Source organism: Burkholderia pseudomultivorans, assembly GCF_902499075.1.
GTDB classification, from domain to species: Bacteria; Pseudomonadota; Gammaproteobacteria; order Burkholderiales; family Burkholderiaceae; genus Burkholderia; species Burkholderia pseudomultivorans.
Genome location: NZ_CABVPP010000003.1, coordinates 70,000 through 93,406 on the forward strand (window position 1 = coordinate 70,000; position 23,407 = coordinate 93,406).

The following is a 23,407-nucleotide window of genomic DNA, read 5'->3' on the forward strand; positions in this document are numbered from 1 at the left end:
CCGAGGAGAGCCCGCGATGATCGATCTTGCCGACGTACTGCCGTCCGCGCTGCCCGACGCCGTCGCATGGGCCGAAGCGCAGGCCGCGCGCGGGCTCGCGCAGGGCATGCCGCTGACGCCGTCGCAGGCCGACGACGCGCGGTCGGTCGGCGTCGCGCAGCCGGACCGGATCCGCGTGGTGGTCGCCGATCGGCTGCCGTTTCCCGACACGCCGACGCTCGCGGCGATCGCGCGCGACACCGGGCTGCTGTCGCCCGGCACGATCGGCCTGACGCTCGGCCATGCGGTGTTCGTGCTGCGCGGGCACGATACGCGCCGGCTGCTCACCCACGAATTCCGCCATGTGCATCAGTACGAGGCCGCCGGGTCGGTCGGCGCGTTTCTGGCGCGCTATCTGCACGAGATTGCGACGGTCGGCTACGATGCCGCGCCGCTCGAGGCCGATGCGCGTCGGCACGAATTCGACTGACGCACCCCGATCGCGCGACGGCATGCACGCGCGGATGAACCGATGAACGTTTCCGACGCGATCGCGCGGCGCCCGGTGCGCGCCCGCGGTGGCGCCGTCTTCCGGAGCGCGCGATGAGCGACATGATCCATGCGTGGCTCGGCACGATCGGCGCGCATCCTTCGCTCGTGCTGGCGATCGTGTTCGCGACCGCCTGCGCCGAGGCGATCGCGCTGATCGGCACGATCGTGCCGGCCGGCGCCGTGATGTTCGCGGCCGGTGCGCTGATCGGGGCGGGCGCGCTCGACGGCTGGACGACGATCGGCATTGCGGCCGCCGGGGCGATCGCCGGCGATGGCATCAGCTACGAACTCGGGCGGCGCTATCGCGGGATGATCCGCAACTGGTGGGTGCGGTTCGGTTACGCGGCCGCGTATGCACGCGGCGAGCAGTTCGTGCTGCGCCACGGCACGAAGAGCATCGTGCTCGCCCGCTTTCTCGCGCCGGTGCGCGCGGTCGTGCCGGTCGTGGTCGGCTGCGCGACGCTGCCGCGCCGGTCGTTCTACCCGGTCAATGTCGTATCGGCGCTGGTGTGGGCGCCGGTCCACGTCGCGCCGGGCATCCTGTTCGGCGCGTCGGCGGTGCTGGCCGCGGCAATCAGCGTGCGGGTCGCGGTGATCCTGATGGTCGTCGCCGCGCTGGTCGCGGCGGTGTGGTTCGGCGTGCGCATCACGTTGCGGCGCGGCTGGCCGCTGCTGCGCCGCGCGCTGGTCGCGGCCGCGCATGCGTGCGCACGCCGCTGGCCGCGGTTCGGCGCGCGGCTGCACGACGCGATCGCGCGCGCGCGCCGGCTGCCCGGTGCGGTGCCCGTGCTGGCGCTGCTGTTCGTCGGCTGCGTGTGGCTGTTCGGCGGCGTCGTGCAGGACGTCGTCGCGAACGATTCGCTGATGCATGCCGATGTCGCGCTGTACGTGTTCCTGCAGAACCTGCGCACGCCGCCGGTGGACGCCGCGATGCGCGCGCTCGCCGTGCTGCACGGGCGCGATGCGGGGCTGATCGTGTCGGCCGCGTTCCTCGTGTGGCTGATGATTCATCGCTGCTGGCTGAGCGCGGCGTGGTGGCTTGCGACGATCGGCATCGCGATCGTGCTCGTGCCGGCGTTCGGCATCACGCCGCCGGGTGCGACGCCGGCGAGCCTGCCGCCCGGTGCGCCGCACATGCCGCTGCCCGATGCCGACGCGGCATTCGCGATCCTCGCGAGCAGCGGTGTCGGCTGGCTGCTCGTGCGCGACCGGCCTGTGCTCTGGCGCATTCCGGTCGTCACGGCGGTCGTGCTGTGGATCGTGCTGGGCGGGTTCGCGCGGCTGTATGTCGGCGACACGTGGCTGTCGGGCCTGCTCGGCGGCTGGAGTCTCGGGCTCGCGTGGTTCGCGCTGCTGGCGGGTGCGTATGCGTACTGGCGCGTGCGCGAGCACGTGCAGCCGGTGGGGGCGCTGGTGACGCTGGTCGTGGTGCTGGCGACCGCCGGCGTGTGGATGATTCCCGCGCAATGGCAGGCCGATCGCGGCTTGCGTCCGCATCCGGGCGACGTGGTCGCGATGACCGTCGATCAGTGGATGCGCGGCGGCTGGCAGCGTGTGCCGATGCGGCGCACCGAGATCGGCGGCGATCGCGAGGAGTATCTGCCGCTGCAATGGTGCGTGGCGCCGGACACGCTCGCTCGCCATCTCGCGCTGGCCGGCTGGCAGCGCGCGACGCCGTGGTCGCCGCAGACTGCGCTGCGCTGGCTGCTGCCGCAGGCGTCGGCCGATACGCTGCCGGTGCTGCCGCGCTATACGCACGGCGAGAGCACGCATCGCGTGTTCGTTCGCGTCGAGCCGGGCAGCCCGGACAGCCGACTCGTGCTGCGGCTGTGGCGCTATCCGTACGTGCTGTCGGATGCGCGCGGCACGCGGCCGCTGTGGTACGGCGCGCTGTATCGCGAGACGCTGCATCACCCGGCGCGGTTGATGACGATCGTGCGCACGACGCCGATCGACGATGCGGCGACGCTGGCGCAGGCGCTGGCGATCATGCCGACGATCGTGCATCCGCCGGCGCGGATGGATGCGGCGCCGGCCGGCGTGCTGCTGGTGTGGACGGTCGAGCCGTGAGCGGCGAGGCGGCGGCGCCGACGGGCGCGCTTATGCGGATGCGTGATCGGCCGGCACGACCGACAGGCGCAGGCCGACGGTCTTGAGGACGGCGAGCAGGGTTTTCAGCGTGGGGTTGCCGTTCGGCGACAGCGTGCGGTACAGCGATTCCCGGCTGATGCCGGCTTCGGCCGCGACGGCGCCGAGCCCGCCATAAGCCTCCGCGACCGTGCGCAGCGCGAGCAGCGCGCCCGCGCGGTTGTCGGGATCGTCGAGCGATTCCATGGCGACTTTCAGATACGCGACCGCGAGTTCGCGGTCGGCGCGCAGTTCGGCGACTTCCGCGTCGTGGTGCGACACCGCGCCTTTGAGCTTGCTCACATTTGCCTCCGTTTCCAGTTCGACCAGCATTCCTTCGCGTGCCCGATGTCGTCGGCTTGACGGCGCTTGTCGCCGCCGGACAGCAGGAGTATCAGCGCGTCGCCGTACCGGCCGAAATACACGCGATAGCCGGCGCCGACATGGATGCGCAGTTCGATCACCCCTTCGCCGACCGGCTCGCAATCGCCGAAATTGCCCGCCTCCACGCGACGCAGGCGTTCGCGGATGCGCGCCTGCACGGTCTTGTCGCGCACGGCGTTCAGCCATTCGGTGAAAGGCTCGCGACCGTCGTCGCGTCGATAGCGAAGCAGTTCGAACTTGGAGAGCATTGTAGCTTATAAGTTACATGGGTGGAAGGAAAATGATGCGGTCCGGATACCGGCGCCGGCAGCCGGCATGGCGCTGCCTTTCGGGTCCGGCGTTTTCGGCGACGTGAGCCGCGACGTATACGACGAACATTCTTTCATTCGACGCGGACGGCGGCGATTCGGCCGAATGGCCGGGCGAGGTGGAGGAGGGAGCGGGAAATCAATGCGGGGGCGTGCGCGTCGGGGGCGGCGCGAAGGCGGCAAAGCGTGCGTGCAAGGCGACAGCCCGCCGGCCGCGGCGCATCGCGCTCGCGGGCCGACAGGCGGCCGGGTGTTACTGCTTGGCGGGCGCCGTCGTCGCGACCTTGTCGAGCGCAGGCGGGATGAACGTGTCGAGCTGCGCGGTCACCGACTCGTAGAAGTCGATCGGCTTGCCCCATGCGTCGGGCACGTCCTGGTGCTTGCCGGTCGCATATTCGGCCAGCGTGTACACCTTGCCTGCGGCCGACGGGTAGAGCGCGAGCACCTTCTCCTTGTGCTTGTCGGTCATCGTCAGGATCACGTCGGAATGCTTGACGTCGTTCGCGCTCAGTTGCACCGAGCGATGCGCGGACATGTCGATGCCGCGCCGCTTCATCAGGATCACGCCGTTTTCCTCGGGCTTCACGTCGTACGGGTCCTCGTCGACGGCGCGCGAGATTACCGCGATGTGCGCATGGCGCTGCTCGATCAGCTGGCCGGCGATCGCTTCGGCCATCACGCTGCGGCCGGTGTTGCCCGTGTCGACGAACGCGACCTTCTTCGGTTCGTCAGCGACAGCGGACGTCGCGTACTGGATGCCGATGCAACAAAGCAGCGCAAGGATCTTGAGGGAAGGGCCTTTCTTCATGTCGTCTCCGCCGGTGCAGGATGGTTGTCGTCACGGCGTGGGGTCGCCGCGTACGCGAGATCATGCCGGACGCGCGTCATTGAAAAAAATAACCGGTCGCTTTTTATAAAACGATGTCGCACCGTCGCAAGCATCGGTGCCGATGGTTCGGGCGGCGTGGGAAAACACCAATGCTGGGTCGGGGCAATTAATTTAGTATCGGGGCCAAAACTTCATTCGGCGTCCGGCTGCGAGCCGTTTCAGGAAATCGGCGGCGATTTCGCATCGTCGCGCTTTGCACTGCAGACGCCGTGCGCGAACTATCTACTTGAAGAGAGCATCCGCATGATCACGCTTCGCCCGATGACCGACGACGACTTTGCCCGGTTCTGGCCCATCTATCACGCGGTGGTCGCCGCGCAGGAAACCTATGCGTTCGATCCCGCGACGACGCCCGACGCGGCGCGCGTGCAGTGGCTCGATGCGCCGCTGTGCACGTGGGTCGCCGAGGAGGACGGCGTGCTGCTCGGTTCGTACTACCTGAAGGCGAACGCGGCCGGCCCCGGCGGTCATGTCTGCAACTGCGGCTACATGGTGGGCGAGGCCGCACGCGGACGCGGCGTCGCGCGGCTGATGTGCGAGCATTCGCAGCAGGTCGCGCGAGAGCGCGGCTTTCTCGCGATGCAGTTCAACTCGGTGGTCGCGACCAACGAAGTGGCGGTCGCGCTGTGGCAGAAACTCGGGTTCGACGTCGTCGGTCGCCTGCCGCGCGCGTATCGTCATGCGCGGCACGGGTTCGTCGACTGCCTCGTGATGTACAAGTGGCTTGGCGGCGACGTGCCGGCGTAAAAGCATGCAGACACGCGACGATTCGAATCTCGGCGGAGACGATCCGATGCGCACCGTGCCGCCGCCCGAGCGGGCCCGCTCATCGCAAGCGGAGGTCGCTGAGACGGACCCCGATCGCATGGCCGCGTGGCGGCTGGCGATCAGCCTGTCGCTCGGCAGCGCGATCGCGCTCGGCCTCGCGCGCTTCTCGTATGCGCTGCTGCTGCCGCCGATGAAGGCCGATCTCGGCTGGAGCTTCGCGCAGGCCGGTGCGCTGAACACGGCCAACGCGTCCGGCTACCTGGTCGGCGCGCTCGCGTTTCCGTTGCTGTCGCGGCGCTGGGCGGCCGGCACGCTGTTCGCGGCGGGCTGTGCGCTGACTGCGTGTCTGATGGCCGCATGCGGCCTCAGTTCCGGGATGGACGCGCTGCTCGTGCAGCGGCTCGCGACCGGCGTCGGCAGCGCGCTGATCTTCATCAGCGGCGGCGTGCTGGCCGCACGGCTCGCGTCGGCGTCGCCGCGCGATGCCGGCTTGCTGCTCGGACTCTATTACGGCGGCACGGGCTGGGGCATCGTCGCGTCGTCGCTGCTGGTGCCGGCGACGCTCGTGCATCGCGTTCACGGCTGGCAGCCCGCGTGGTTCGCGCTCGCACTCGCGTGCGCGTTGTTCGCGGCGGCTGCCGTGTCGGCCGCGCGCCGCATCGAGCGCGCGCATCCGGCGCAGGCCAGGCCGCACGGCGCAGCCGCGACGGCCGCGGCCGCGAGCCCCGCACGCTTCGCGCTCGCGCTGGCCGGCTACGGGCTGTTCGGCGTCGGCTATATCGGCTACATGACCTTCATCGTCGCACTGCTGCGCGGTGCGGGGATGAGCGGCACCGTGGTCTCCGCGTTCTACGTGATACTCGGCGTCGCGACCGTCGGGTCGGCACGGCTGTGGTCGGGGCTGCTCGACCGGATGCGCGGCGGGCAGGCGCTGGCGGTGCTCAACGCACTGCTCGGCGTCGCGACGCTGATGCCCGCACTGGTCGTGCATCCGGTCGCCGCGTTCGCGTCGGGCGTGCTGTTCGGCGCGACGTTCCTGTCGGCGGTCGCGTCGACGACCGCGTTCGTGCGGCACAACCTGCCGCCCGACGGCTGGGCGAAAGGCATCAGCGCGTTCACGACGGTTTTCGCGTTCGGCCAGATCGCGGGGCCGGTCGCGATCGGCTGGGTATCGGACAGCGCAGGGCTCGCGCGCGGGCTCGTGTATTCGGCGCTGACGCTGTTCGCGGGCGCGGCGTTCGCGGCCGGGCAGCGCGCGTTGCGAACGCCCGCGTAGTCAGCGGGTGGATGTGCCGCTCAGCGTACGCAAGTCGTACGCGCGACGCGGTGAAATGCGCGGCTGAAATAGATCAGGCTGTCGCCGTCGTCGCGCACGCGGATCGTCGTCGCCTCGATGAACATCACCGAATGCGAGCCGACTTCCTTCATCTCGGTGATGGTCCCCTGCAGGCTCGCGAGCGCGTCGCGCAGCACGGGCACGTCCTGCTCGCCGCGATCCCAGACGGGCAGTTCGAAGCGGCGCGCCATCGGCAGCTCGGTCAGCCCCGCGAAATGTCGTGCGAGCAGTTCGTGTTCGGCGGGTAGCGTCGTGCGCAATACGATGCATGGCCGGACGCGACGGCGTGCGCACGGGAGCGGGGTTTCATGACTACGCGAACGTCGACATGCCCGCGTACATGCGGCAGTAGCTCGGCGTATTCGCGCGGCTGCTCGATCTACCTCGGGATCGCGCCGTCTCGATGCGGCACTGCGGGCTAGTGTTGTCGGTGCCGCCGACACCGGTCAAATCCGCAGAAAAAGGGGGATGTCATCACTCCCGCAAATGATGGTCGCGTCGCCGTTTCGTCAGCTTGCTTACGCAAGCCCTGCGTGCCGAGGTTCGACGCGCTATACGCGGCGGGTGCATTCGGTTTCGTTTCTCTTGCAGGAGCGTGTTTTTCCGGCCGATGCCGTCCCGCTTCCCCATCATTCGATTTGCCACTGCCCGCCAGTTGAACATTTCATTTCTGCATGCGAATTCGGCTGGATACCATCAGGGACTGTCTATACAACCCCGGCCTTGCCGGTGTGGATCGGCAGATTCGACAGACAAAAACATCGACGAGCAGGTTTGGAGAGGAGATGACGCAAATGGTCCGAGTCAAGGGTGGGAAGGCGGCCGCCGCGCACGCGCAGTCGAGCGTGACGCCGTGCGGGATCGTCGACGCGGCGTGACCTGTACGAACAACCTGAAGAGCCAATCCGCCTGGCAAATCGGGCCCGCGCCGATGGCAGCGGCCGGCTGCACGTACACGCAGGTCGCGCTCGTCGCCGGGCATCCGCCAGAAACTCTGAAGTATCGATGTTCCGATGCGTACGCGCGTCTTCCGGGAGGCTGACATGAAACTCAAACTGTTGCTGGCGGCATTGCCGTTCGTCGGGATGTATGCAGGCGGCTCGATCGCCGAGGTGCGTCCGCTTTTGTTCGGGCTGCCGTTCCTGCTCGTGTGGAACCTGATCTGGATGGCGGCGACCGCCGCGATTCTCGCGATCCTGTTCCGCCTCGACGAACGCGACGCGGCCCGCGACGGCCGCACGGGAGACGCGCGATGAACGCATCGATCGTCATCATCGCGGCGTTTGCGGCATGCGCGCTCGCGATCGGGCTGATGGCGCGGCGCGGCCGCACGCTGAGCCTCGAGCAGTGGGCGGTCGGCGGGCGCGGCTTCGGCTCGCTGCTCACGTTCCTGCTGATGGCCGGCGAGGCGTTCTCGACGTTCTCGTTCCTCGGCGCGAGCGGCTGGACCTACAGCAAGGGCGTGCCCGCGTTCTACATCCTGTCGTACGGCTGCCTCGCGTTCGTGATCGGCTACTGGATGCTGCCCGCGATCTGGCGTTACGCGAAGGAGCGCGGGCTCGTATCGTTCGCCGACTACTTCGCGTCGAAGTACGACAGCCGCGCGATCGGCGTGCTCGTGTCGGTCGTCGCGGTGTTCGCGATGGTGTCGCTGCTGATGATCCAGTTGCGCGGGCTCGGCGTGATCGTGTCGGAGATGTCGTACGGGCTGATCCCGCAGTCGGCCGCGATCTGGATCGCCGCGACGCTGATGGCGGCCTACATGGTCGTGTCGGGCATCCACGGCTCGGCGAACATCGCGATCGTCAAGGACGCACTGATCCTCGGCATCGCGATCTTTCTCGGTCTGTACCTGCCGATCCATTACTACGGCGGCCTCGGCGCGATGTTCGCGAAGATCGACGCCGTGCATCCCGAACTGCTGCGGATGCCTGCGCACGGCTTCAACCTGAGCTGGTACAACTCGACGATCCTGCTCACGTCGCTCGGCTACTACCTGTATCCGCACGGTTTCACCGCGATCTACGTCGCGAAGGACGAGCGCGCGCTGCGCCGCAACGTGATCCTGATGCCGCTGTACCAGGTGCTGATCGCGTTCCTGTTCCTCGTCGGCTTCGCGGCCGTGCTGACCGTGCACGGGCTCGAAGGCGCGCAGACCGATCTCGCGCTGCTGCGGCTCGTCAAGCAGACCTTTCCGGCCTGGTTCGTCGGCGTGGTGGGCGGCACGGGGCTGCTGACCGCGCTGGTGCCGGGCTCGCTGATCATGCTGAACGCATCGACGACGATCGCGCGCAACATCTACCGCGAAGGCTTCGCGCCGCACGCGACCGATCGCGACGTCGCGCGCGTCGCACGGATCGCGCTGCCGATCTTCACGCTGGTCGTCGTCTATTTCGTGCTGCGCGGCGGTGCGACCTTCGTCACGCTGGCGATCTTCTCGTCGAGCCTGCTCACGCAGCTGGTGCCGATGCTCGCATCGAGTTTCCTGAAGCGGCCGTTCGGCACGCGCGAAGGCGCGTTCGCGGGGATCGCCGCGGGCGCGGTCGTGATCGCGATGACGAACTACTATGGCGTGACGCTCGCGTCGCTGCTGCCCGGTGCGCCGGGCACGCTGACGTCGATCAACCCGGGGCTGGTCGCGCTCGCCGTGAACGCGGCGGTGTTCGTCGCGATCAGCGCGGTGCAGCGCAGGCTGCGCGCGCGCGGCGTGACGACGGTCGGATCCGCATGACGGGCGCGAGCTTTTTACTGTCCGGCTTCGTTGCGCGGCCGGACTCCATCGAACCCGAACCACACCAGGACCTGAGGTCATGACTATCGACGACCATCGCGAAGCGATCGACGTGCTGATCGCGAACGGTTGCGTGATCACGCTCGATCCGCAGCGGCGCGTGATCGAGAACGGCGCGGTCGCCGTGAAGGGCGAGCGCATCGTCGCCGTCGGCGACACCGACGCGCTGCAGGCGCGCTACCGCGCGGCACGCACGATCGACGCGCACCGCAAGGCCGTGCTGCCGGGCCTGATCGACGCGCATGCGCATGCGGGCCATGCGATGCTGCGCACGATCGGCGGCGCGGACGGCGACGCATGGACGGCCGCGGCCGAGACGATCTACACGCGCGGCTCGGACGAGGCGTTCTGGGAAACCGAATCGCATCTGGCGGCGCTCGAACGACTGAAGGCCGGCGTGACGACCGGCGTGTCGCTGCTCGGCGGCGGCAACTCGATCATGCGCGTCGACGATCCCGTCTACGCGCGCCGTCATTGCGACGCCGTCGTGCGCACCGGCACGCGCTCGATCGTCGCGGTCGGCCCGTCGCGGCCGCCTGCGCCGCGCGCGTATACGCGCCATACGACGGACGGCAGCGATACGCGCGACATCGACTTCGACACGATGTACGACGTGTGCAACGACATCGTCGATGCGTGCCACGGCGACGCCGACGGCCGGATCCGCATCGCGCTGACGCTGCCCGTCTATTGCCCCGACCACGACCCCGAACTCGCGCAATACGAGCGCGACTTTCGCGACCAGGCGGCGCGCTACGGCGCGCTCGCGCGCGAGCGCGGGCTGACGTTCACGCAGGACGGGCACCGTGCCGGCACGCTCGCCTTTGCGCATCGCGAACTCGGGCTGCTCGGCCGCACGTCGTTCATGTCGCACAGCATCGACCTGACCGACGACGACATCGCGGCCTGTGTCGAGACGGGCACGGCGATCGTCCACAACCCGAGCGCGATCATGTCGATCATCGGACGCTGCCCGGTGCCCGAACTGATCGACGCAGGCGTGACGGTCGCGATCGCGTCGGACGGCGCGGCGCCCGATCGCGGCTACGACATGTTCCGGCACATGTGGCAGTGCATGCACTACCATCGCCGGCACTTCCGCGACCCGGACGTGCTGCCGCACGGCAAGGTGCTGGAAATGGTGACGATCGATGCGGCGAAGGCGCTGTCGATCGATCACGAGGTCGGCTCGCTCGAAGCGGGCAAGCTTGCCGACATCATCCTGGTCGACCTGTTCCGGCCGCACATGATGCCGATGAACATGCCGGTCTATCGCGTGACCTGCTTCGCGAACGCGGCCGACGTGTGCATGACGATGGTCGGCGGCCGCGTGCTGATGGAGGACCGCCGCGTGCTGTCGGTCGACGAGCACGAGATCCTCGAACGCGTGAACGAGGTCGCGGAAGCGACGTATGCGCGCAGCGGAGTGCGGCGTCTGCTCGACGAGCCGGCGACGCTGTGGGGGCGGAGTCGTTACTGAGCGGGACGGATGACCGGTTGATTGCGCGATGCGACGTCGGCGAGGCCGGTCCAGTTCGGGCCGGCTTTTTTATGCTTTGTCGATGCGTCGGGGAGGCGGCAGGTTGTCGACGCCTGGCTACGCGCTGATGCTCGACGGCGCAGGCGTCATCGTCGACAATCGAACGCTGTGCTGCCGGGGCGTCGCCGTTCCCCCCGGACCGTGCCGGTCGGCTCGCGCGCCGTCGGACACGACGTGGATGGCGCTTCTTTCGCGTATCGCAACAACCATGGATTTTCATTCGGGCAGTTCTTTATCGGCGGCAGTGCAGGCGGAAATCGAGGCGCCGGGGCCGACCGGGTCGTTGAAAGGCACGCTGTTGTCGCCGTCCGCCGGCGATGCGCCGGTGGTGCTGATCGTGCCGGGTTCGGGTGCGACCGACAGGAATGGCAACGGGCCGGCCGGGGGGCAGCCTTCGACCTGCCGGTTGCTCGCGGAGGGATTGCTCGGCAGCGGGATCGCGTCGGTTCGCATCGACAAGCGCGGCATGTACGGCAGTGCGTCGGCGATACCTGATGCCAACGATGTCGCGATCGACGACTACGTCGCCGACATTCACGCCTGGGTCGCGGCCATCCGCGCGCGGACGGGCGCTTCGCGCGTGTGGCTGCTCGGGCATAGCGAGGGCGGGCTGGTGGCGTTGCTGGCGGCGCGGCAGATGGCCGACGTTGCCGGCCTGATCCTGGTCGCCACGGCGGGACGTCCGGTGGGGCAGGTGTTGAGGCAACAATTGCAGGACAACCCGGCGAATGCGCCCGTGCTGGAAAACGCGATGTCGATACTCGCGTCGCTGGAGAGCGGGGAGCGGGTGGACGCGAGCCGGATTCATCCGGCGCTGATGCAACTGTTCGCGCCGAAAGTCCAGCGCTTCCTGATCAGCGAATTGACGATCGATCCGGCCGCGCTGATCGCGGATTGCTTGAAGCCCGTGCTGATCGTGCAGGGCACGCGGGATATCCAGGTCGGCATTCAGGATGCGGAGCGGTTGAAGCAGGCCAATCCGCGGGCTGAAATGGCGCTGATCGCCGATGCCAATCATGTTCTGAAAACGGTTCGCACGTCGGATCGGCATGAGAACATCGCTGCTTATTCGAATCCGGATCTGCCGCTGGCGGAGGGTGTCGTGGAGGTTGTGGCGGCGTTTGTGTGGGGGTGAGTGGTTGGTGCTTTTATGTCCCTCCGAGTTCCGTCAGTCTCTATCAGGCGCCGATATCGGCTCCTTAGAAGATGCCGCCGCGCTGTCAGTCTGCCCGTTACCGTGTACGAGCAGGCCGTATTTTTCCTTCGATATTCCGCGTTCGGCGTAAATGAATGCCGCTACTTGCCAGATCGCGCCATCCGACTGCGTCTTCCCGAACGCAGGCATGGCCGTCATGTTCACGCCATGCTTGATCGTCCAGAACATCAGCACGGGCTTGTTTCGACGGCTCGTGGACAGCAGCGCGGGAGCGGCAGGCTGAATCCCCTGTCCAACGGCGCTCAGCGGCCGGTTTGGCGCACCGTGGCAGAGGGCGCAGCTGGCGTCATACATGCGCGCACCCGAGCGAATATTTTCAAACGACAGCAAGTCGCCGGGCGCGACGTCGGATCCGGCATGCCGATGCAATGAGGCTTCGTAAGTGCCGTGAAGCAGCTTCGCCACGATCGGGTTGTCTTTGACGCTTGCCGAGACGTCATATATTCCGGAGTACATGAAGGCCAGACCTCCGGCGCCGAGCACAGCGAACAGCGCCGCAACGGTAGCGACGACTGTCGCGATTCTCGTGCGAAGAAACATCATGATGTTTGCACCGGACAGCGTTTGTGGAACTTCGATTCTCCATGCCGTTGCTTGTCGAAAGGTGACGTGCGGATTACCGATTTGTCATCTGCCGAACAGCGGCAGGCGTGGGAGGGCGAATCGGCGGCGTGACCGCGTTGATCCGCAAGGGCTCCGCGCCCGCGTCCCGGGTTACATCCGCACCGCAGCTCCCGATCGTACCGACGCGGAAGATCGCTGCGCAGTTGTCCGATCAAGAAGAAGAGAGCCTGATCGAGCGTGCGCAGCGTAGCCGGGACGCCAGTCGTTGCGAGGAGAATGCGTCGAAGTACCTCGATGAAAGCGCGCATGCACTCGATGGACGACAGGCGCTGGTTTTCCTTCCCTGCATTCAGGGAGCCTACCAAGGATCGTCGGACGTGTTCGTCGTTCCTCGCGTCGGTAACGGGGCGCCCGAGCCCATCAAGCTGAGTGACCCGGCAGGGGGCGTCTTGGACCCGTCGCTGGTCGAACCGAGCTTTGATCCTGCTACCGGTGTCCTGTCGACGTTTGCCAAGGGGCGCGGGCTGGCGGATTGCGGGTTTCGGGCCGAATGGATCTGGGATGGTCGGGCATTCCGGATTTCGGCCGCGTCGCGGCAGGATAGCTGCGGTGGTTTTGAACCCGGTGACTGGCCCACGCTTTATCGATCGAGGAGACGGTAAGGAAAAGCTCATGTCGGCATGCGCACGGAATCTCCGCGCCAGCCGCATTCGCTGCGTTCAGTCGGCGTTATCGACCGCGATCGACGCCGGAATTACTCCGTCGCCCTATGAACGGGAAAGACTGGTATGGGAGCAAGAATGCATATCCGGGTATCGACGTTCAGCACCCGTCGTGCAGCGCTCGGCGTTGCCACGGCGCCGACATTTTCGCGGTTCCGCCTTCACCACCGCCCTCGGCTCGGTCACGAGTGAATATCGAGCGCCTTGGCCGCCGCTGCCCGCGCAGCCACCAGCGTCCGGATGTGCGCACGATCGACTGCCGTCTCGGGCGTGAAGATCACGAGCGTCAGGTCGGGCCGGCCGCCGACGGTGAACGTCGAATACTCGAGCGAAATGCGTCCGATGGCCGGATGGCGAATCTCCTTGGTGCCTTCGTCGCTCGAACTGATCGCGTGGTCGCGCCACATCGCGTCGAATTCGGCGCTCGTCGCGCGCATCTCGTCGACGAAGGCCTGCACGGTCCGCGTCGCGCCGCCGCGCGCGACATCGGCGCGAAACGCCCCCACCGCGAACCGCGCAACGCGTTCCCAGTTCGGCTGCGCATCGCGCACGCCGCTGTCGACGAAGATCAGCCGCAGGATGTTGCGCGCGTGCGGCGGCAGCGTCGCGTAGTCGGTCAGCGTCGCGGCGGCCGCGTCGTTCCACGCGATCACGTCCCAGGTCGCCGTGCGCACGATCGCCGGGCTGGCTTCGAGCGAATCGAGCACATGCTGCACGCGCGGCGTCACGTGTTCGGTCGCGTGGTAGCGCACTTCGGGCGGATGGCCGACACCGATCAGGAACAGGTGCTCGCGCTCCGCTTCGTTCAGCATCAGCGCACGCGCGAGCCGGTCGAGCACGTCGGCCGACGGCGCGCCGCCGCGCCCCTGTTCGAGCCACGTGTACCACGCGGCGCTCACATGCGCGCGCTGCGCGACTTCCTCGCGCCGCAGGCCCGGCGTGCGACGTCGGCCGACGGGCAGCCCGAGCGCGGCCGGGTCGAGTTTCTCGCGGCGGTCCCGAAGGTACGCGCCGAGCAGGTTGTCGGGTGCGTCAGCCATAGCCTGTTAGTCCGTTTACCAGTAAACCGTCACGGCTTCACCGTGGGCGGCCGTCGACGGATAGTAATCCTCCATGCCATCCGGAGGGTTTGAACATGCGTGTCTTTGTCACGGGAGCGTCGGGCTTCGTCGGTTCCGCCGTCGTGGCCGAACTCATTGCCGCCGGGCACTCGGTGCTCGGCCTGGCGCGTTCCGACGCGGCGGCCGCGGCGGTGGCGGCGGCCGGCGCCGATGTCCATCGCGGGTCGCTCGAGGATCTCGACAGCCTGGCCGGCGGCGCCGCGCACGCCGACGCGGTGATCCACACGGGATTCAATCACGACTTCTCGCGTTTTGCCGAGAACTGCGAACTCGACCGCCGCGCGATCGAGACGCTCGGCGCGGCGCTGGCCGGCTCGTCGCGGCCGCTCGTCGTCACGTCGGGGCTCGCGCTCGTCGCGCCCGGTCGTGCGGCGACGGAGGACGATCCGCCGGTGCCGGTCTCGGCGAATTATCCGCGCGCGTCCGAGACGACCGCGGCCGCGCTCGACGCGCGCGGCGTGCACACGTCGGTCGTGCGCCTGCCGCCGTCCGTGCACGGAGACGGCGATCACGGGTTCGTGCCGCGCCTGATCGCGTTCGCGCGCGAGAAGGGCGCATCGGCCTATATTGGCGACGGCGGCAACCGCTGGCCGGCCGTGCACCGGCTCGACGCGGCGCGCGTCTATCGTCTCGCCGTCGAGCGCGGTGCGGCGGGTGCGCGCTATCACGCGGTCGCCGATACGGGCGTGCCGTTTCGCGAGATCGCCGAAGTGATCGGCCGCCGGCTGAACCTGCCGGTCGTCGCGAAGTCCGCGCACGAGGCGGCCGAACACTTCGGCTGGTTCGCGATGTTCGCGGGGATGGATGCGGCGGCGACGAGCGAACGCACGCGCGTCTCGCTCGACTGGGCGCCGTCGCAGCCGGGATTGATCGCCGATATCGACCGGCCGCGCTATTTCGAGACGTGACCGCACACACGCGCGACGGTCGCACATCGCGCCCGTCGCGCGTCATTCGACCGGATGCAGGTCCTGCAGCAGCGTCGGTACGAGTTCCGACACGGTCGGGTGGATGTGCATCGCGCGGCTGATCGTCGTGTAGGGCGCGCCGGCCGTCATCACGTCGAGCATGCCGTGCACGACCTCGTCGCCGGTGACGCCGAGGATCGACGCGCCGAGGATCGCGTGACTGTCCGCGTCGACGATCACCTTCATGAAACCCTGACTCTCGCCTTTCTCGACGGCGCGGCCGACGCGCGTCATCGGACGCGTGCCGACCAGCAGCCGGCGGCCCGTCTGTTTCGCTTCCGCGAGCGTCATCCCGACGCGCCCGAGCGGCGGGTCGATGTACATCGCATACGCGGTGACGCGGTCGGACACCTTGCGCGGGTCGTTGTCGAGCAGGTTGGCCGCGACGATCTCGTAGTCGTTGTACGCGGTGTGCGTGAACGCGCCGCGCCCGTTGCAGTCGCCGAGCGCCCAGATGCCGGAGACATTGGTGCGAAGCTGTTCGTCGACCTCGATATAGCCGTGCGCGTCGGTCTTGACGCCGGCGCGGTCGAGCCCGAGATCGTCGGTGTTCGGCACGCGCCCAACCGCGAGCAGCAGGTGCGAGCCCGCGACCTCGCGGCCGCCGCCCGCGCAGTCGAGGCCGATCGCGATGCCGTCGCCGTCGCGCCGCGCGCTCAGGCAGTTTGCGTCGAGCTGCACGTCGATGCCTTCGTGTTCGAGAATGTCGCGCACGGCCTGCGACACGTCTTCGTCCTCGCGCCGGATCAGCCGCGCGCCTTTCTCGACGATCGTCACGCGCGAGCCGAAGCGGCGGTACATCTGGCCAAATTCGAGGCCGACATAGCTGCCGCCGACGATCACGAGATGCTCGGGCAGGAAGTCGACGTCCATCATCGTCGAGTTGGTCAGGTAGGGCACCGTGTCGAGGCCCGGCATCGGCGGCACGAGCGCGCGCCCGCCGACGTTGATGAAGATGCGCGGCGCTTCGAGCAGCGTGTCGCCGACGCGCACCGCGTCGGCGCGTTCGAAGCGCGCGTGCCCCTGGAACACGGTCGCGTTGTCGAGCCCGCGCACCCATTGCTCGACGCCGTGGTTCGAGCGGCCGGCGATCTGGTCCTTGCGCGCCTTCACGGCCTTCATGTCGACGCTGACGGGGCCGCCGACCGACACGCCGTATTCGCTCGCGCGCCGCGCGAGCTGCGCGGCGTACGCGCTGGCGATCAGCGTCTTGGTCGGAATGCAGCCGGTGTTCACGCAGGTGCCGCCGAAACGGTTGCGCTCGACGATGGCGACTTTCATGCCGGCGCGCGACAGCCGCTCGGCGAGCGGCGGACCGGCTTGCCCGGTGCCGATGACGATCGCGTCGAAGTGTTGCGTCATGACGTCCTCCTGCGCTGGTTCAACGTGGGACAAGCATGCGGGGCCATGCCGTTCGGCGCGCGGGTGCCCGTTCGCGAGACGGCGAGCGCCTATGGTAGACCGGTTGGCAACCGCTTGCGCACCGCATGCCGGGCGGCCACCGGTCGCTGCGTTGAAAAACGGCGCTGCCGCCGGCATCGATACGCGCGACGCGCAGTTTTCATTCCTTGCGGCGCCACTGGCTGAACGACACCGGCCGGTGCGGATCGGCGCGCGTCACCGTGACGGAGTCGGGCTGGTCGTCGAGCGGAAACGACTCGGTATCGATCTGGCTCGAAAACACCCAGCCGTGCGTGCGCGGGTCGTAGCGGAACGTCACGTAGTCGCTCCAGTGCTGTCCGCACGCGACTTCGTTCTGCACCGTGAAATAGCGACCCTTCACCGCCAGCCCGTCGTCGGCGAATTCGAACGGATCGCACTGCATCGCATCGTTCGCGTGCAGCACGACGCTGTCGTTGCGCGCCGCGAGCCGGTACGTATGGTCGGCCTGTTCCTCGTAGATGAGCAGCGGGCGCGGCGACGGGTTGTCGCGCGTGTCGACGTCGCGGTGCACGACGACGAGGAAGCTGTGCCGTCCATGGTCGAGGTCCGGCCCCGGTTGCGCGAGCATCGGCTGGTAGCCGGGCGGCAGTTGCGCCGCGATCGACTTCGGCAGGTCGTCGGCCCGTGCGCTGGCGGACAGCGCGGCAAGCAGCGGGAGCAGCAGCTGAATCGGCTTCATGGCAGTGGAGGTGCTCACGGGGACAGGTCGCGTAGCGCGGCGCGCGGGCGACGCCAGCATACCAGCGCGCGCCGGCTTTCGGCCGCGCGGGAAGCGTGCCAGAATCGTCCGCTGGACCGTCGGGTCCGCTCAAGGAGATTCCGATGACTGCATCGGCTGCCGTATTCGCCATTCTGGCCGCGCTGTGGCTCGGCGCGATGATTCCGGGCCCGAGCTTCGTGCTGGTCGCCCGCAACTCGATCGGCCTGTCGCGCCGCGACGGCCTCGCAACCGCGCTCGGCATGGGCATCGGCGGCATCGTGTTCGGCGGCGTTGCGCTGGCCGGGCTCTATACGCTGCTGCAGGCCGTCGAATGGCTGTACGTCGGCCTCAAGCTGGCGGGCGGCGCCTACCTGATCTACATGGCGTCGAAGATCTGGCGCGGCGCGGATCGGCCGATCGCGATGGACGATCCGCAGGCCGCGGGCGCCGGCCGCGCGAGCAGGTCGTTCTGGACGGGCCTCACGACCCAGCTCAGCAACCCGAAGACGGCGATCTGGTACGGCAGCATCTTCGCGGCGCTGCTGCCGCAGCATCCGCCGCTGTGGTGCTATCTGGCGCTGCCGCCGCTGGTGTTCGGCGTCGAATTCGGCTGGTACACGATCGTCGCGCTGTGCTTCTCGACGCGCCGGCCGCGCGAACTCTATCTGCGCGCGAAGAAATGGGTCGACCGGATCGCCGCCGGCGCGATCACGCTGCTCGGGCTGCGGCTGATCCTGAACGCGCCGAAAGCGGGGATCTGACGGGCGGCGCGGGCGCCGCGCATGCCCTTTGTGCGACGCAGTTCGACGACGGACCATTCCGGCATCCGGTCTTGCCGGGAAAGGGCGCATGCGGGCGTCGCGGGCCTGAAACGCGGCTTCGTCAGCGTTCGAGCGACCGGCTGAAACGTCATTGCCGATTGCGCCGTCAGACGGATGACCGTTGCTGCCGAGACAAGGCTCCGGGCCGGCATCCGGCCGTTGCAAACCGGCCCGCGATACGCGGCACGCCTTGTCCGGCGGGCATCGTGGCCCGTCTCGCGGCAGGCCATTCGCCATCGCTGCCGCGATTCTGGCGGCCCCTGTCCCGACGACGTGTAAACTGCTGCCTTTTTTGACTGTTCGCAGCATGGTGCACGCTTCCCCGCGCCCGGCCTTGAGTGGACCGACCCTCGTTCGGCTGCTCGCGCGCCTGGCCGATGCCGACGTCGCGGAATCACGGCAGACGCTGTCGGACCGACTGAGCCAGTGGCTCGGCTGGACCGACGCGATCACGCTGTCGTCCGCGCTGAACGCGAGCCCGCCCGGCGTCGCGGCCGGCGTGCGCGGCCACGACGCGGAGCGCGACTGCGCGCGCGTGCGCCACGACCTCGCGCAGGCCATCACCGCGCTCAACCAGCGGCGCACGCGGCGACGCCCGGGCGAGCCGCCACCGCCGCCTGCCGACACGGCCGATTTCGCCGATTTCCGCCAGCGCACGCTGTTGTTGCAGCAGGAGATGGAAACGGCGATCGGCCAGTTGCGCGGCCGCCTGCGCGTCGCGCTTGCCGCGCGCTCGCCGGGCATGGCGCGGCTCGCGTCGCTCGACGCGATCATGGAGCGCGTGCTCGGCGCGCGCGAGCGCAGCCTGCTGTCGGCCGTGCCCGCGCTGCTCGGCACGCGCTTCGAGAAGCTGCGCGACGCGGAGCGTCAGGCGCTCGCCGCCGCACAGGCCGACGCGCCGACCGATGCCGATGCCGACGCCGCGCGGCCCGCGGCGATCGTGCCCGGCGCATGGCTCGACACGTTCCGCGACGAGATGCAGAGCGTCCTGCTCGCCGAACTCGAAATCCGGTTTCAAACGGTCGAGGGGCTGCTCGCGGCCCTTCGTACCTGCTAGGTCTGTTTACTACGCTATGTCCAGAATTCGTCTTGATCTCGTTGTCTTCATCGCCGGTCTGATCGCTGTGTGCTGGATCGGCGTCGGCTATGTCGCGTCGAACCCGCTCGCGGCGGCCGTCACGCTGCTGATCGGCGCGTGCTACGTCGCGGGCGCCTGGGAGCTGCAGCGCTACCGGCAGGCAACCGCGACGCTGTCGCACGCGGTCGCGGGCCTGTCCGAACCGCCCGCGAAGCTCGACGCATGGCTCGACACGCTGCATCCGGGCCTGCGCGGCGCGGTGCGCGCGCGTGTCGAAGGCGCGCGCGTCGCGCTGCCGGGCCCGTCGCTGACGCCCTATCTGGTCGGCCTGCTGGTGCTGCTCGGGATGCTCGGCACGCTGCTCGGGATGGTCGTCACGCTGAAGGGCACGGGCGCCGCGCTCGAAAGCGCGACCGACCTCGACGCGATCCGCGCGTCGCTGATCGCGCCGGTGAAGGGTCTCGGGTTCGCGTTCGGCACGTCGATCGCCGGCGTCGCGACTTCCGCGATGCTCGGGCTGATGTCCGCGCTCGCGCGCCGCGAGCGGATCGACGCGGCCGCGCAGCTCGACGCGAGGATCGCGACGACGCTGCGCGTGCATTCGCATGCGCACCAGCGCGACGAGTCGTTCCGGCTGCTGCAGCGCCAGGCCGACGTGATGCCGGCGCTGGTCGACCGGTTGCAGACCATGATGACGACGCTCGAGGCGCGCAGCGTCGCGCTGCACGATCGCCAGCTCGAAAGCCAGCAGGCGTTCTTCGATCGGACCGAGCGCGCGTATGCGGGGCTGGCGTCGAACGTCGGCGACGCGCTGAAGGAAAGCGCCGCCGAAAGCGCGCGCGTGGCCGGCGCCGCGTTGCAGCCGGTCGTCGCGGCGACGATGACGGGCCTCGCGCAGGAGATGGCCGCGCTGCGCGACACCGTGACGGGCGCCGTGCAGCGCCAGCTCGACGGGCTGACGGACGGTTTCGAGAAGACCACCGAGAACGTGACGGCCGTCTGGACGCGCGCGCTCGACGAGCAGCGTCGCGCCGGCGACGCCGTCGCGCAGCAGTTGCAGACGACGCTCGGCCAGTTCACCGACACGTTCGCGCGGCGTTCGACGGACCTGCTCGACGGCGTCGCGACGCGACTCGAATCGACCGAGGGTCGTCTGGCCGACGCGTGGCGCGATGCGCTGGCGCGTCAGGAGCAGGTCGGCGACGCGCTGGCCGGCCAGCATGCGCGCGCGCTGGGCGAGGCCGCCGCGACGTTCGAGCGGCATTCGGCATCGACGCTCGCCGCGATGCGCGACGCGCACGCGACTTTGCAGACCGAGCTGGCGTCGCGCGACGCGCAGCGTCTGTCGGCGTGGAACGAGTCGCTGGCCGCGATGGCCGCGAAGCTCGGCGACGAATGGCAGCGTGCGGGCGAGCACAGCGTGGGCCGCCAGCAGGCAATCTGCGATGCGCTGGCCCAGACGACACGCGACCTTGCCGCGCAGGCCGCGACCTTCGAACAACGCTCGAACGATCTGCTGACGACGATCCGCGATTCGCACACGGGCCTGCAATCGGAACTGACCGCGCGCGACGAGCAACGCCTGTCGGCATGGAACGACTCGCTGGCCGCGATGGCCGCGAAGCTCGGCGACGAATGGCAGCGCGCGGGCGTGCACAGCGCGGGCCGTCAGCAGGAAATCTGCGATGCACTTGCCCAGACGACACGCGATCTCGCCGCACAGGCCGCGACCTTCGAACAACGCTCGAACGATCTGCTGACGACGATCCGCGATTCGCACACGGGCCTGCAATCGCAACTGGCCGCGCGCGACGAGCAACGCCTGTCGACGTGGAGCGACTCGCTGGCCGCGCTGGCCGCGAAGCTCGGCGACGAATGGCAGCGAGCGGGCGTGCACAGCGCGGGCCGTCAGCAGGAAATCTGCGACGCGCTCGCTCAAACGACACGCGATCTCGCCGCACAGGCCGCGACCTTCGAACAGCGCTCGAACGACCTGTTGGCGACGATCCGCGAATCGCACACGGGCCTGCAATCGCAACTGGCCGCGCGCGACGAACAGCGCCTGTCGGCCTGGAACGACTCGCTGGCCGCGATGGCCGCCGCGCTGCGCGACGAATGGCAGCAGACGAGCGCGCAGGCCGCGACGCGCCAGCAGGACATCTGCGACACGCTGGCCCGCACCGCGAACGACATCACCGCGCAGGCGCAGGCGCATGCGAGCGACACGATCAACGAGATCGCGCGCCTCGTGCAGGCCGCATCGGAAGCGCCGAAGGCCGCGGCCGACGTCGTCGCCGAGCTGCGCCAGCGGCTGTCCGACAGCCTGGCGCACGACACCGCGATGCTCGAGGAGCGCAGCCGCCTGCTCGCGACGCTCGAAACGCTGCTCGGCGCCGTCAACCATGCGTCGACCGAACAGCGCGGCGCGATCGACGCGCTCGTCAGCACGTCGGCGGACCTGCTCGACCGTATCGGCGCGCGTTTCAACGACACCGTCGAAGCGCAGGCGCACCGGCTCGATTCGGCGACCGCGCAGGTCACGGCGGGCGCGGTCGAGGTCGCGAGCCTCGGCGACGCGTTCGGGATGGCCGTACAGGCGTTCGGCGAGTCGAATGACAAGCTGCTCGCGCATCTGCAGCGCATCGAGGCCGCGCTCGAGAAGTCGCTCGCGCGCAGCGACGAGCAGCTCGAGTACTACGTCGCGCAGGCGCGCGAGGTGATCGACCTCAGCATGATGTCGCAGAAGCAGATCGTCGAAGACCTGCAACAGCTCGCCGGCCGGCGCGCGTCCGTCGGAGCGTAACGCATGCACGACGAAATCGACGGCGGCGCGGAATCGGCGCCGGTCTGGCCCGCGTTCGCCGACCTGATGTCGGTGCTGCTCGGCGCGTTCGTGCTGATCCTCGTCGGCGTGATCGGCATGCAGTTGCAGCTCACGTCGAAGCTCGAGGAAGCGGTGCGCGCGCGCCAGCAGGAAGCGCAGCAGCGCAAGTCGCTCGAACAGGCGCTGGCCGGCCCGCTCGCGGCCGGCCGCGTGACGCTCGTGAACGGGCGCATCGGCATCAGCGGCAACGTGCTGTTCGCGCTGAATTCCGACCAGCTGCAACCGGAAGGCCGCGACCTGCTGAAGACGCTGGCCGGCCCGCTGGCTGCGTACCTGAAGACGCGCGACGAGATCCTGATGATCAGCGGCTTCGCGGACGACCAGCAGGTGCGCGCCGGCAACCGGCTGTTCGCGGACAACTGGGAGCTGTCGGCCAAGCGTGCGCTGACGGTCACGCGTGCGCTGATCGATGCCGGCGTGCCGGCTGCGTCGGTGTTCGCGGCGGCGTTCGGTTCCGAGCAGCCGGTCAGCTCGAATGCGGACGACGAAGGCCGCGCGAAGAACCGCCGCGTGGAGATCGCGCCGGTGCCGCGCAAGACCGCGTCGAACGGAGGGAAGGCGCGGTGACGCACGACGCGACGCCCGCCCGCGTGCAACTCGACGCGTGGCGCGAGCAGCACGCGGATCGGCTCGATCCGGTGCGGTTCCAACGGCTCGACGCGCTCGAGCGGCGCGCGGCCGCGCTCGACGGCGACGCGCGCCGGCTGCTCGACGCGCGGCTCGCGACCCTGCTGGACGACTACGCGCAGATCGTCGCGCGCGCCGGCGATGCGCCGAGCGCGCACGAAACGTCGATGGCGGATGCGGTGCCGCTCGCGCCGACGCGCGGCGCACTGGCGGCGCTCGTCGAACGGCTGGCGCGCGATGCACCGGCCGACCGGCGCGGGATCGATCCCGCGCTGATCGACTACTTCCGCGCGACGTGGTCGAAGGTCCGCACCGAGAAGCAGTACCGGCAGTCGCTCGACCAGGTGCCGCGCAACGCGGGGCCGCTGAATTCGAACAGCCTCGTGCACCGGTCGCTGTCGGTGATGCGCGAGTTGTCGCCGGCATATCTGCAGCAGTTCCTGTCCTACGTCGATGCGCTGGCCTGGCTCGAAGACCTCGCCGGCGGCGGCGCGCAGCCCGACAAGGAAGCGCCGCGCGCGAAGACCGCGAAGAAGGGCGCGCGGGGCAAGCGGTAGCGTCGGCACGAGCGGCCGCGGCGCGGACTTCG

22 protein-coding genes and 1 pseudogene are annotated in these 23,407 nt (G+C 68.9%); 15 read left to right on the forward strand and 8 right to left on the reverse strand.

What is annotated here, in order from left to right:
• The first annotated feature begins 16 nt into the window (after positions 1–16).
• Both BST28156_RS03840 and BST28156_RS03845 read left to right on the forward strand, forming a co-directional pair.
• Entirely contained in the window at positions 17–469 is a 453-nt protein-coding gene (locus BST28156_RS03840; RefSeq protein ID WP_174901532.1) for a hypothetical protein, read from the forward strand.
• A 113-nt stretch (positions 470–582) separates the two neighbouring features.
• Entirely contained in the window at positions 583–2,601 is a 2,019-nt protein-coding gene (locus BST28156_RS03845; RefSeq protein WP_174901533.1) for an LssY C-terminal domain-containing protein, read from the forward strand.
• A 30-nt stretch (positions 2,602–2,631) separates the two neighbouring features.
• Here BST28156_RS03845 and BST28156_RS03850 read toward each other — a convergent pair whose 3' ends face one another.
• The 3 genes from BST28156_RS03850 to BST28156_RS03860 form a co-directional block, all read right to left on the reverse strand.
• Positions 2,632–2,961, reverse strand: coding sequence for an addiction module antidote protein (locus tag BST28156_RS03850; protein WP_009694245.1), 330 nt, complete (start codon positions 2,959–2,961; stop codon positions 2,632–2,634).
• Positions 2,958–3,290 (reverse strand): type II toxin-antitoxin system RelE/ParE family toxin, encoded by a 333-nt coding sequence (locus BST28156_RS03855; protein WP_060247473.1) that lies wholly within the window; start codon positions 3,288–3,290, stop codon positions 2,958–2,960. Before BST28156_RS03855 ends, BST28156_RS03850 begins: the two co-directional genes overlap by 4 nt.
• 313 nt (positions 3,291–3,603) lie before the next feature.
• Entirely contained in the window at positions 3,604–4,158 is a 555-nt protein-coding gene (locus tag BST28156_RS03860) for an arsenate reductase/protein-tyrosine-phosphatase family protein (RefSeq protein WP_174901534.1), read from the reverse strand.
• A 324-nt stretch (positions 4,159–4,482) separates the two neighbouring features.
• Here BST28156_RS03860 and BST28156_RS03865 point away from each other — a divergent pair, with 324 nt between their 5' ends.
• Both BST28156_RS03865 and BST28156_RS03870 read left to right on the forward strand, forming a co-directional pair.
• Positions 4,483–4,986, forward strand: coding sequence for a GNAT family N-acetyltransferase (locus BST28156_RS03865; RefSeq protein WP_060247471.1), 504 nt, complete (start codon positions 4,483–4,485; stop codon positions 4,984–4,986).
• Between the two features lie 46 nt (positions 4,987–5,032).
• Complete coding sequence (locus BST28156_RS03870; protein WP_174901645.1) at positions 5,033–6,283, forward strand: YbfB/YjiJ family MFS transporter; 1,251 nt, start codon at positions 5,033–5,035, stop codon at positions 6,281–6,283.
• A gap of 20 nt (positions 6,284–6,303) precedes the next feature.
• On the opposite strand, the pseudogene BST28156_RS03875 reads toward BST28156_RS03870, so the two are convergent.
• Positions 6,304–6,591 (reverse strand): annotated as a pseudogene (locus BST28156_RS03875) (flavin reductase); the annotation flags it as partial.
• 795 nt (positions 6,592–7,386) lie between these two features.
• Between BST28156_RS03875 and BST28156_RS03880 the strand changes: the two are divergent.
• The 4 genes from BST28156_RS03880 to BST28156_RS03895 all read left to right on the forward strand — a co-directional run bounded on the left by BST28156_RS03880 (position 7,387) and on the right by BST28156_RS03895 (position 11,809).
• Positions 7,387–7,599 (forward strand): DUF3311 domain-containing protein, encoded by a 213-nt coding sequence (locus BST28156_RS03880; RefSeq protein ID WP_009692339.1) that lies wholly within the window; start codon positions 7,387–7,389, stop codon positions 7,597–7,599.
• Positions 7,596–9,074, forward strand: a complete 1,479-nt coding sequence (locus BST28156_RS03885; RefSeq protein ID WP_174901535.1) for a sodium:solute symporter family protein — start codon at positions 7,596–7,598, stop codon at positions 9,072–9,074. Before BST28156_RS03880 ends, BST28156_RS03885 begins: the two co-directional genes overlap by 4 nt.
• Positions 9,075–9,153: 79 nt before the next feature.
• Complete coding sequence (locus BST28156_RS03890; RefSeq protein WP_174901536.1) at positions 9,154–10,614, forward strand: amidohydrolase family protein; 1,461 nt, start codon at positions 9,154–9,156, stop codon at positions 10,612–10,614.
• Between the two features lie 103 nt (positions 10,615–10,717).
• Positions 10,718–11,809: an alpha/beta hydrolase gene (locus BST28156_RS03895; protein WP_254596342.1), complete on the forward strand. Its 1,092-nt coding sequence runs from the start codon at positions 10,718–10,720 to the stop codon at positions 11,807–11,809.
• Between the two features lie 33 nt (positions 11,810–11,842).
• Here the strand turns inward: BST28156_RS03895 and BST28156_RS03900 are convergent, their stop codons facing one another.
• Positions 11,843–12,433, reverse strand: coding sequence for a c-type cytochrome (locus tag BST28156_RS03900; protein WP_174901537.1), 591 nt, complete (start codon positions 12,431–12,433; stop codon positions 11,843–11,845).
• A gap of 107 nt (positions 12,434–12,540) precedes the next feature.
• Here BST28156_RS03900 and BST28156_RS03905 point away from each other — a divergent pair, with 107 nt between their 5' ends.
• Positions 12,541–13,116, forward strand: coding sequence for a DUF1176 domain-containing protein (locus BST28156_RS03905; RefSeq protein WP_302477999.1), 576 nt, complete (start codon positions 12,541–12,543; stop codon positions 13,114–13,116).
• A gap of 242 nt (positions 13,117–13,358) precedes the next feature.
• Here the strand turns inward: BST28156_RS03905 and BST28156_RS03910 are convergent, their stop codons facing one another.
• On the reverse strand, positions 13,359–14,216 hold the full coding sequence (locus BST28156_RS03910; protein ID WP_174901539.1) for a helix-turn-helix transcriptional regulator: 858 nt from the start codon (positions 14,214–14,216) through the stop codon (positions 13,359–13,361).
• 95 nt (positions 14,217–14,311) lie between these two features.
• Between BST28156_RS03910 and BST28156_RS03915 the strand changes: the two genes are divergently transcribed.
• Positions 14,312–15,205, forward strand: coding sequence for an SDR family oxidoreductase (locus BST28156_RS03915; RefSeq protein ID WP_174901540.1), 894 nt, complete (start codon positions 14,312–14,314; stop codon positions 15,203–15,205).
• A 42-nt stretch (positions 15,206–15,247) separates the two neighbouring features.
• On the opposite strand, the gene BST28156_RS03920 is transcribed toward BST28156_RS03915, so the two are convergent.
• Both BST28156_RS03920 and BST28156_RS03925 read right to left on the reverse strand, forming a co-directional pair.
• Positions 15,248–16,627: an FAD-containing oxidoreductase gene (locus BST28156_RS03920; RefSeq protein WP_174901541.1), complete on the reverse strand. Its 1,380-nt coding sequence runs from the start codon at positions 16,625–16,627 to the stop codon at positions 15,248–15,250.
• A gap of 199 nt (positions 16,628–16,826) precedes the next feature.
• Positions 16,827–17,387, reverse strand: a complete 561-nt coding sequence (locus BST28156_RS03925) for a hypothetical protein (RefSeq protein WP_174901647.1) — start codon at positions 17,385–17,387, stop codon at positions 16,827–16,829.
• Positions 17,388–17,530: 143 nt separating this feature from the next.
• On the opposite strand from BST28156_RS03925, the gene BST28156_RS03930 reads away from it, so the two are divergent.
• The 5 genes from BST28156_RS03930 (at position 17,531) to BST28156_RS03950 (ending at position 23,375) form a co-directional block, all read left to right on the forward strand.
• Positions 17,531–18,169, forward strand: a complete 639-nt coding sequence (locus BST28156_RS03930; protein WP_060247410.1) for a LysE family translocator — start codon at positions 17,531–17,533, stop codon at positions 18,167–18,169.
• Positions 18,170–18,536: 367 nt separating this feature from the next.
• On the forward strand, positions 18,537–19,286 hold the full coding sequence (locus tag BST28156_RS03935; protein WP_174901542.1) for a DUF3348 domain-containing protein: 750 nt from the start codon (positions 18,537–18,539) through the stop codon (positions 19,284–19,286).
• Between the two features lie 16 nt (positions 19,287–19,302).
• The gene (locus BST28156_RS03940) at positions 19,303–22,110 is read left to right on the forward strand and encodes a DUF802 domain-containing protein (protein WP_174901543.1); all 2,808 of its coding nucleotides are present in this window, start codon (positions 19,303–19,305) and stop codon (positions 22,108–22,110) included.
• 3 nt (positions 22,111–22,113) lie between these two features.
• Positions 22,114–22,758, forward strand: coding sequence for an OmpA family protein (locus BST28156_RS03945; protein ID WP_060247403.1), 645 nt, complete (start codon positions 22,114–22,116; stop codon positions 22,756–22,758).
• Positions 22,755–23,375: a DUF2894 domain-containing protein gene (locus tag BST28156_RS03950; RefSeq protein WP_174901544.1), complete on the forward strand. Its 621-nt coding sequence runs from the start codon at positions 22,755–22,757 to the stop codon at positions 23,373–23,375. Before BST28156_RS03945 ends, BST28156_RS03950 begins: the two co-directional genes overlap by 4 nt.
• The last annotated feature ends 32 nt before the right edge of the window (positions 23,376–23,407 follow it).

Bases quoted from the DNA above. Each gene is read 5' to 3' on its own strand.
- BST28156_RS03940 (WP_174901543.1), top strand. From the start codon at position 19,303: ATGTCCAGAATTCGTCTTGATCTCGTTGTCTTCATCGCCGGTCTGATC.
- BST28156_RS03910 (WP_174901539.1), bottom strand. From the start codon at position 14,216: ATGGCTGACGCACCCGACAACCTGCTCGGCGCGTACCTTCGGGACCGC.
- BST28156_RS03865 (WP_060247471.1), top strand. From the start codon at position 4,483: ATGATCACGCTTCGCCCGATGACCGACGACGACTTTGCCCGGTTCTGG.
- BST28156_RS03900 (WP_174901537.1), bottom strand. From the start codon at position 12,433: ATGATGTTTCTTCGCACGAGAATCGCGACAGTCGTCGCTACCGTTGCG.
- BST28156_RS03935 (WP_174901542.1), top strand. From the start codon at position 18,537: ATGGTGCACGCTTCCCCGCGCCCGGCCTTGAGTGGACCGACCCTCGTT.
- BST28156_RS03845 (WP_174901533.1), top strand. From the start codon at position 583: ATGAGCGACATGATCCATGCGTGGCTCGGCACGATCGGCGCGCATCCT.
- BST28156_RS03945 (WP_060247403.1), top strand. From the start codon at position 22,114: ATGCACGACGAAATCGACGGCGGCGCGGAATCGGCGCCGGTCTGGCCC.
- BST28156_RS03870 (WP_174901645.1), top strand. From the start codon at position 5,033: ATGCGCACCGTGCCGCCGCCCGAGCGGGCCCGCTCATCGCAAGCGGAG.
- BST28156_RS03860 (WP_174901534.1), bottom strand. From the start codon at position 4,158: ATGAAGAAAGGCCCTTCCCTCAAGATCCTTGCGCTGCTTTGTTGCATC.
- BST28156_RS03840 (WP_174901532.1), top strand. From the start codon at position 17: ATGATCGATCTTGCCGACGTACTGCCGTCCGCGCTGCCCGACGCCGTC.
- BST28156_RS03930 (WP_060247410.1), top strand. From the start codon at position 17,531: ATGACTGCATCGGCTGCCGTATTCGCCATTCTGGCCGCGCTGTGGCTC.
- BST28156_RS03890 (WP_174901536.1), top strand. From the start codon at position 9,154: ATGACTATCGACGACCATCGCGAAGCGATCGACGTGCTGATCGCGAAC.
- BST28156_RS03920 (WP_174901541.1), bottom strand. From the start codon at position 16,627: ATGACGCAACACTTCGACGCGATCGTCATCGGCACCGGGCAAGCCGGT.
- BST28156_RS03885 (WP_174901535.1), top strand. From the start codon at position 7,596: ATGAACGCATCGATCGTCATCATCGCGGCGTTTGCGGCATGCGCGCTC.
- BST28156_RS03915 (WP_174901540.1), top strand. From the start codon at position 14,312: ATGCGTGTCTTTGTCACGGGAGCGTCGGGCTTCGTCGGTTCCGCCGTC.
- BST28156_RS03855 (WP_060247473.1), bottom strand. From the start codon at position 3,290: ATGCTCTCCAAGTTCGAACTGCTTCGCTATCGACGCGACGACGGTCGC.
- BST28156_RS03880 (WP_009692339.1), top strand. From the start codon at position 7,387: ATGAAACTCAAACTGTTGCTGGCGGCATTGCCGTTCGTCGGGATGTAT.
- BST28156_RS03925 (WP_174901647.1), bottom strand. From the start codon at position 17,387: ATGAAGCCGATTCAGCTGCTGCTCCCGCTGCTTGCCGCGCTGTCCGCC.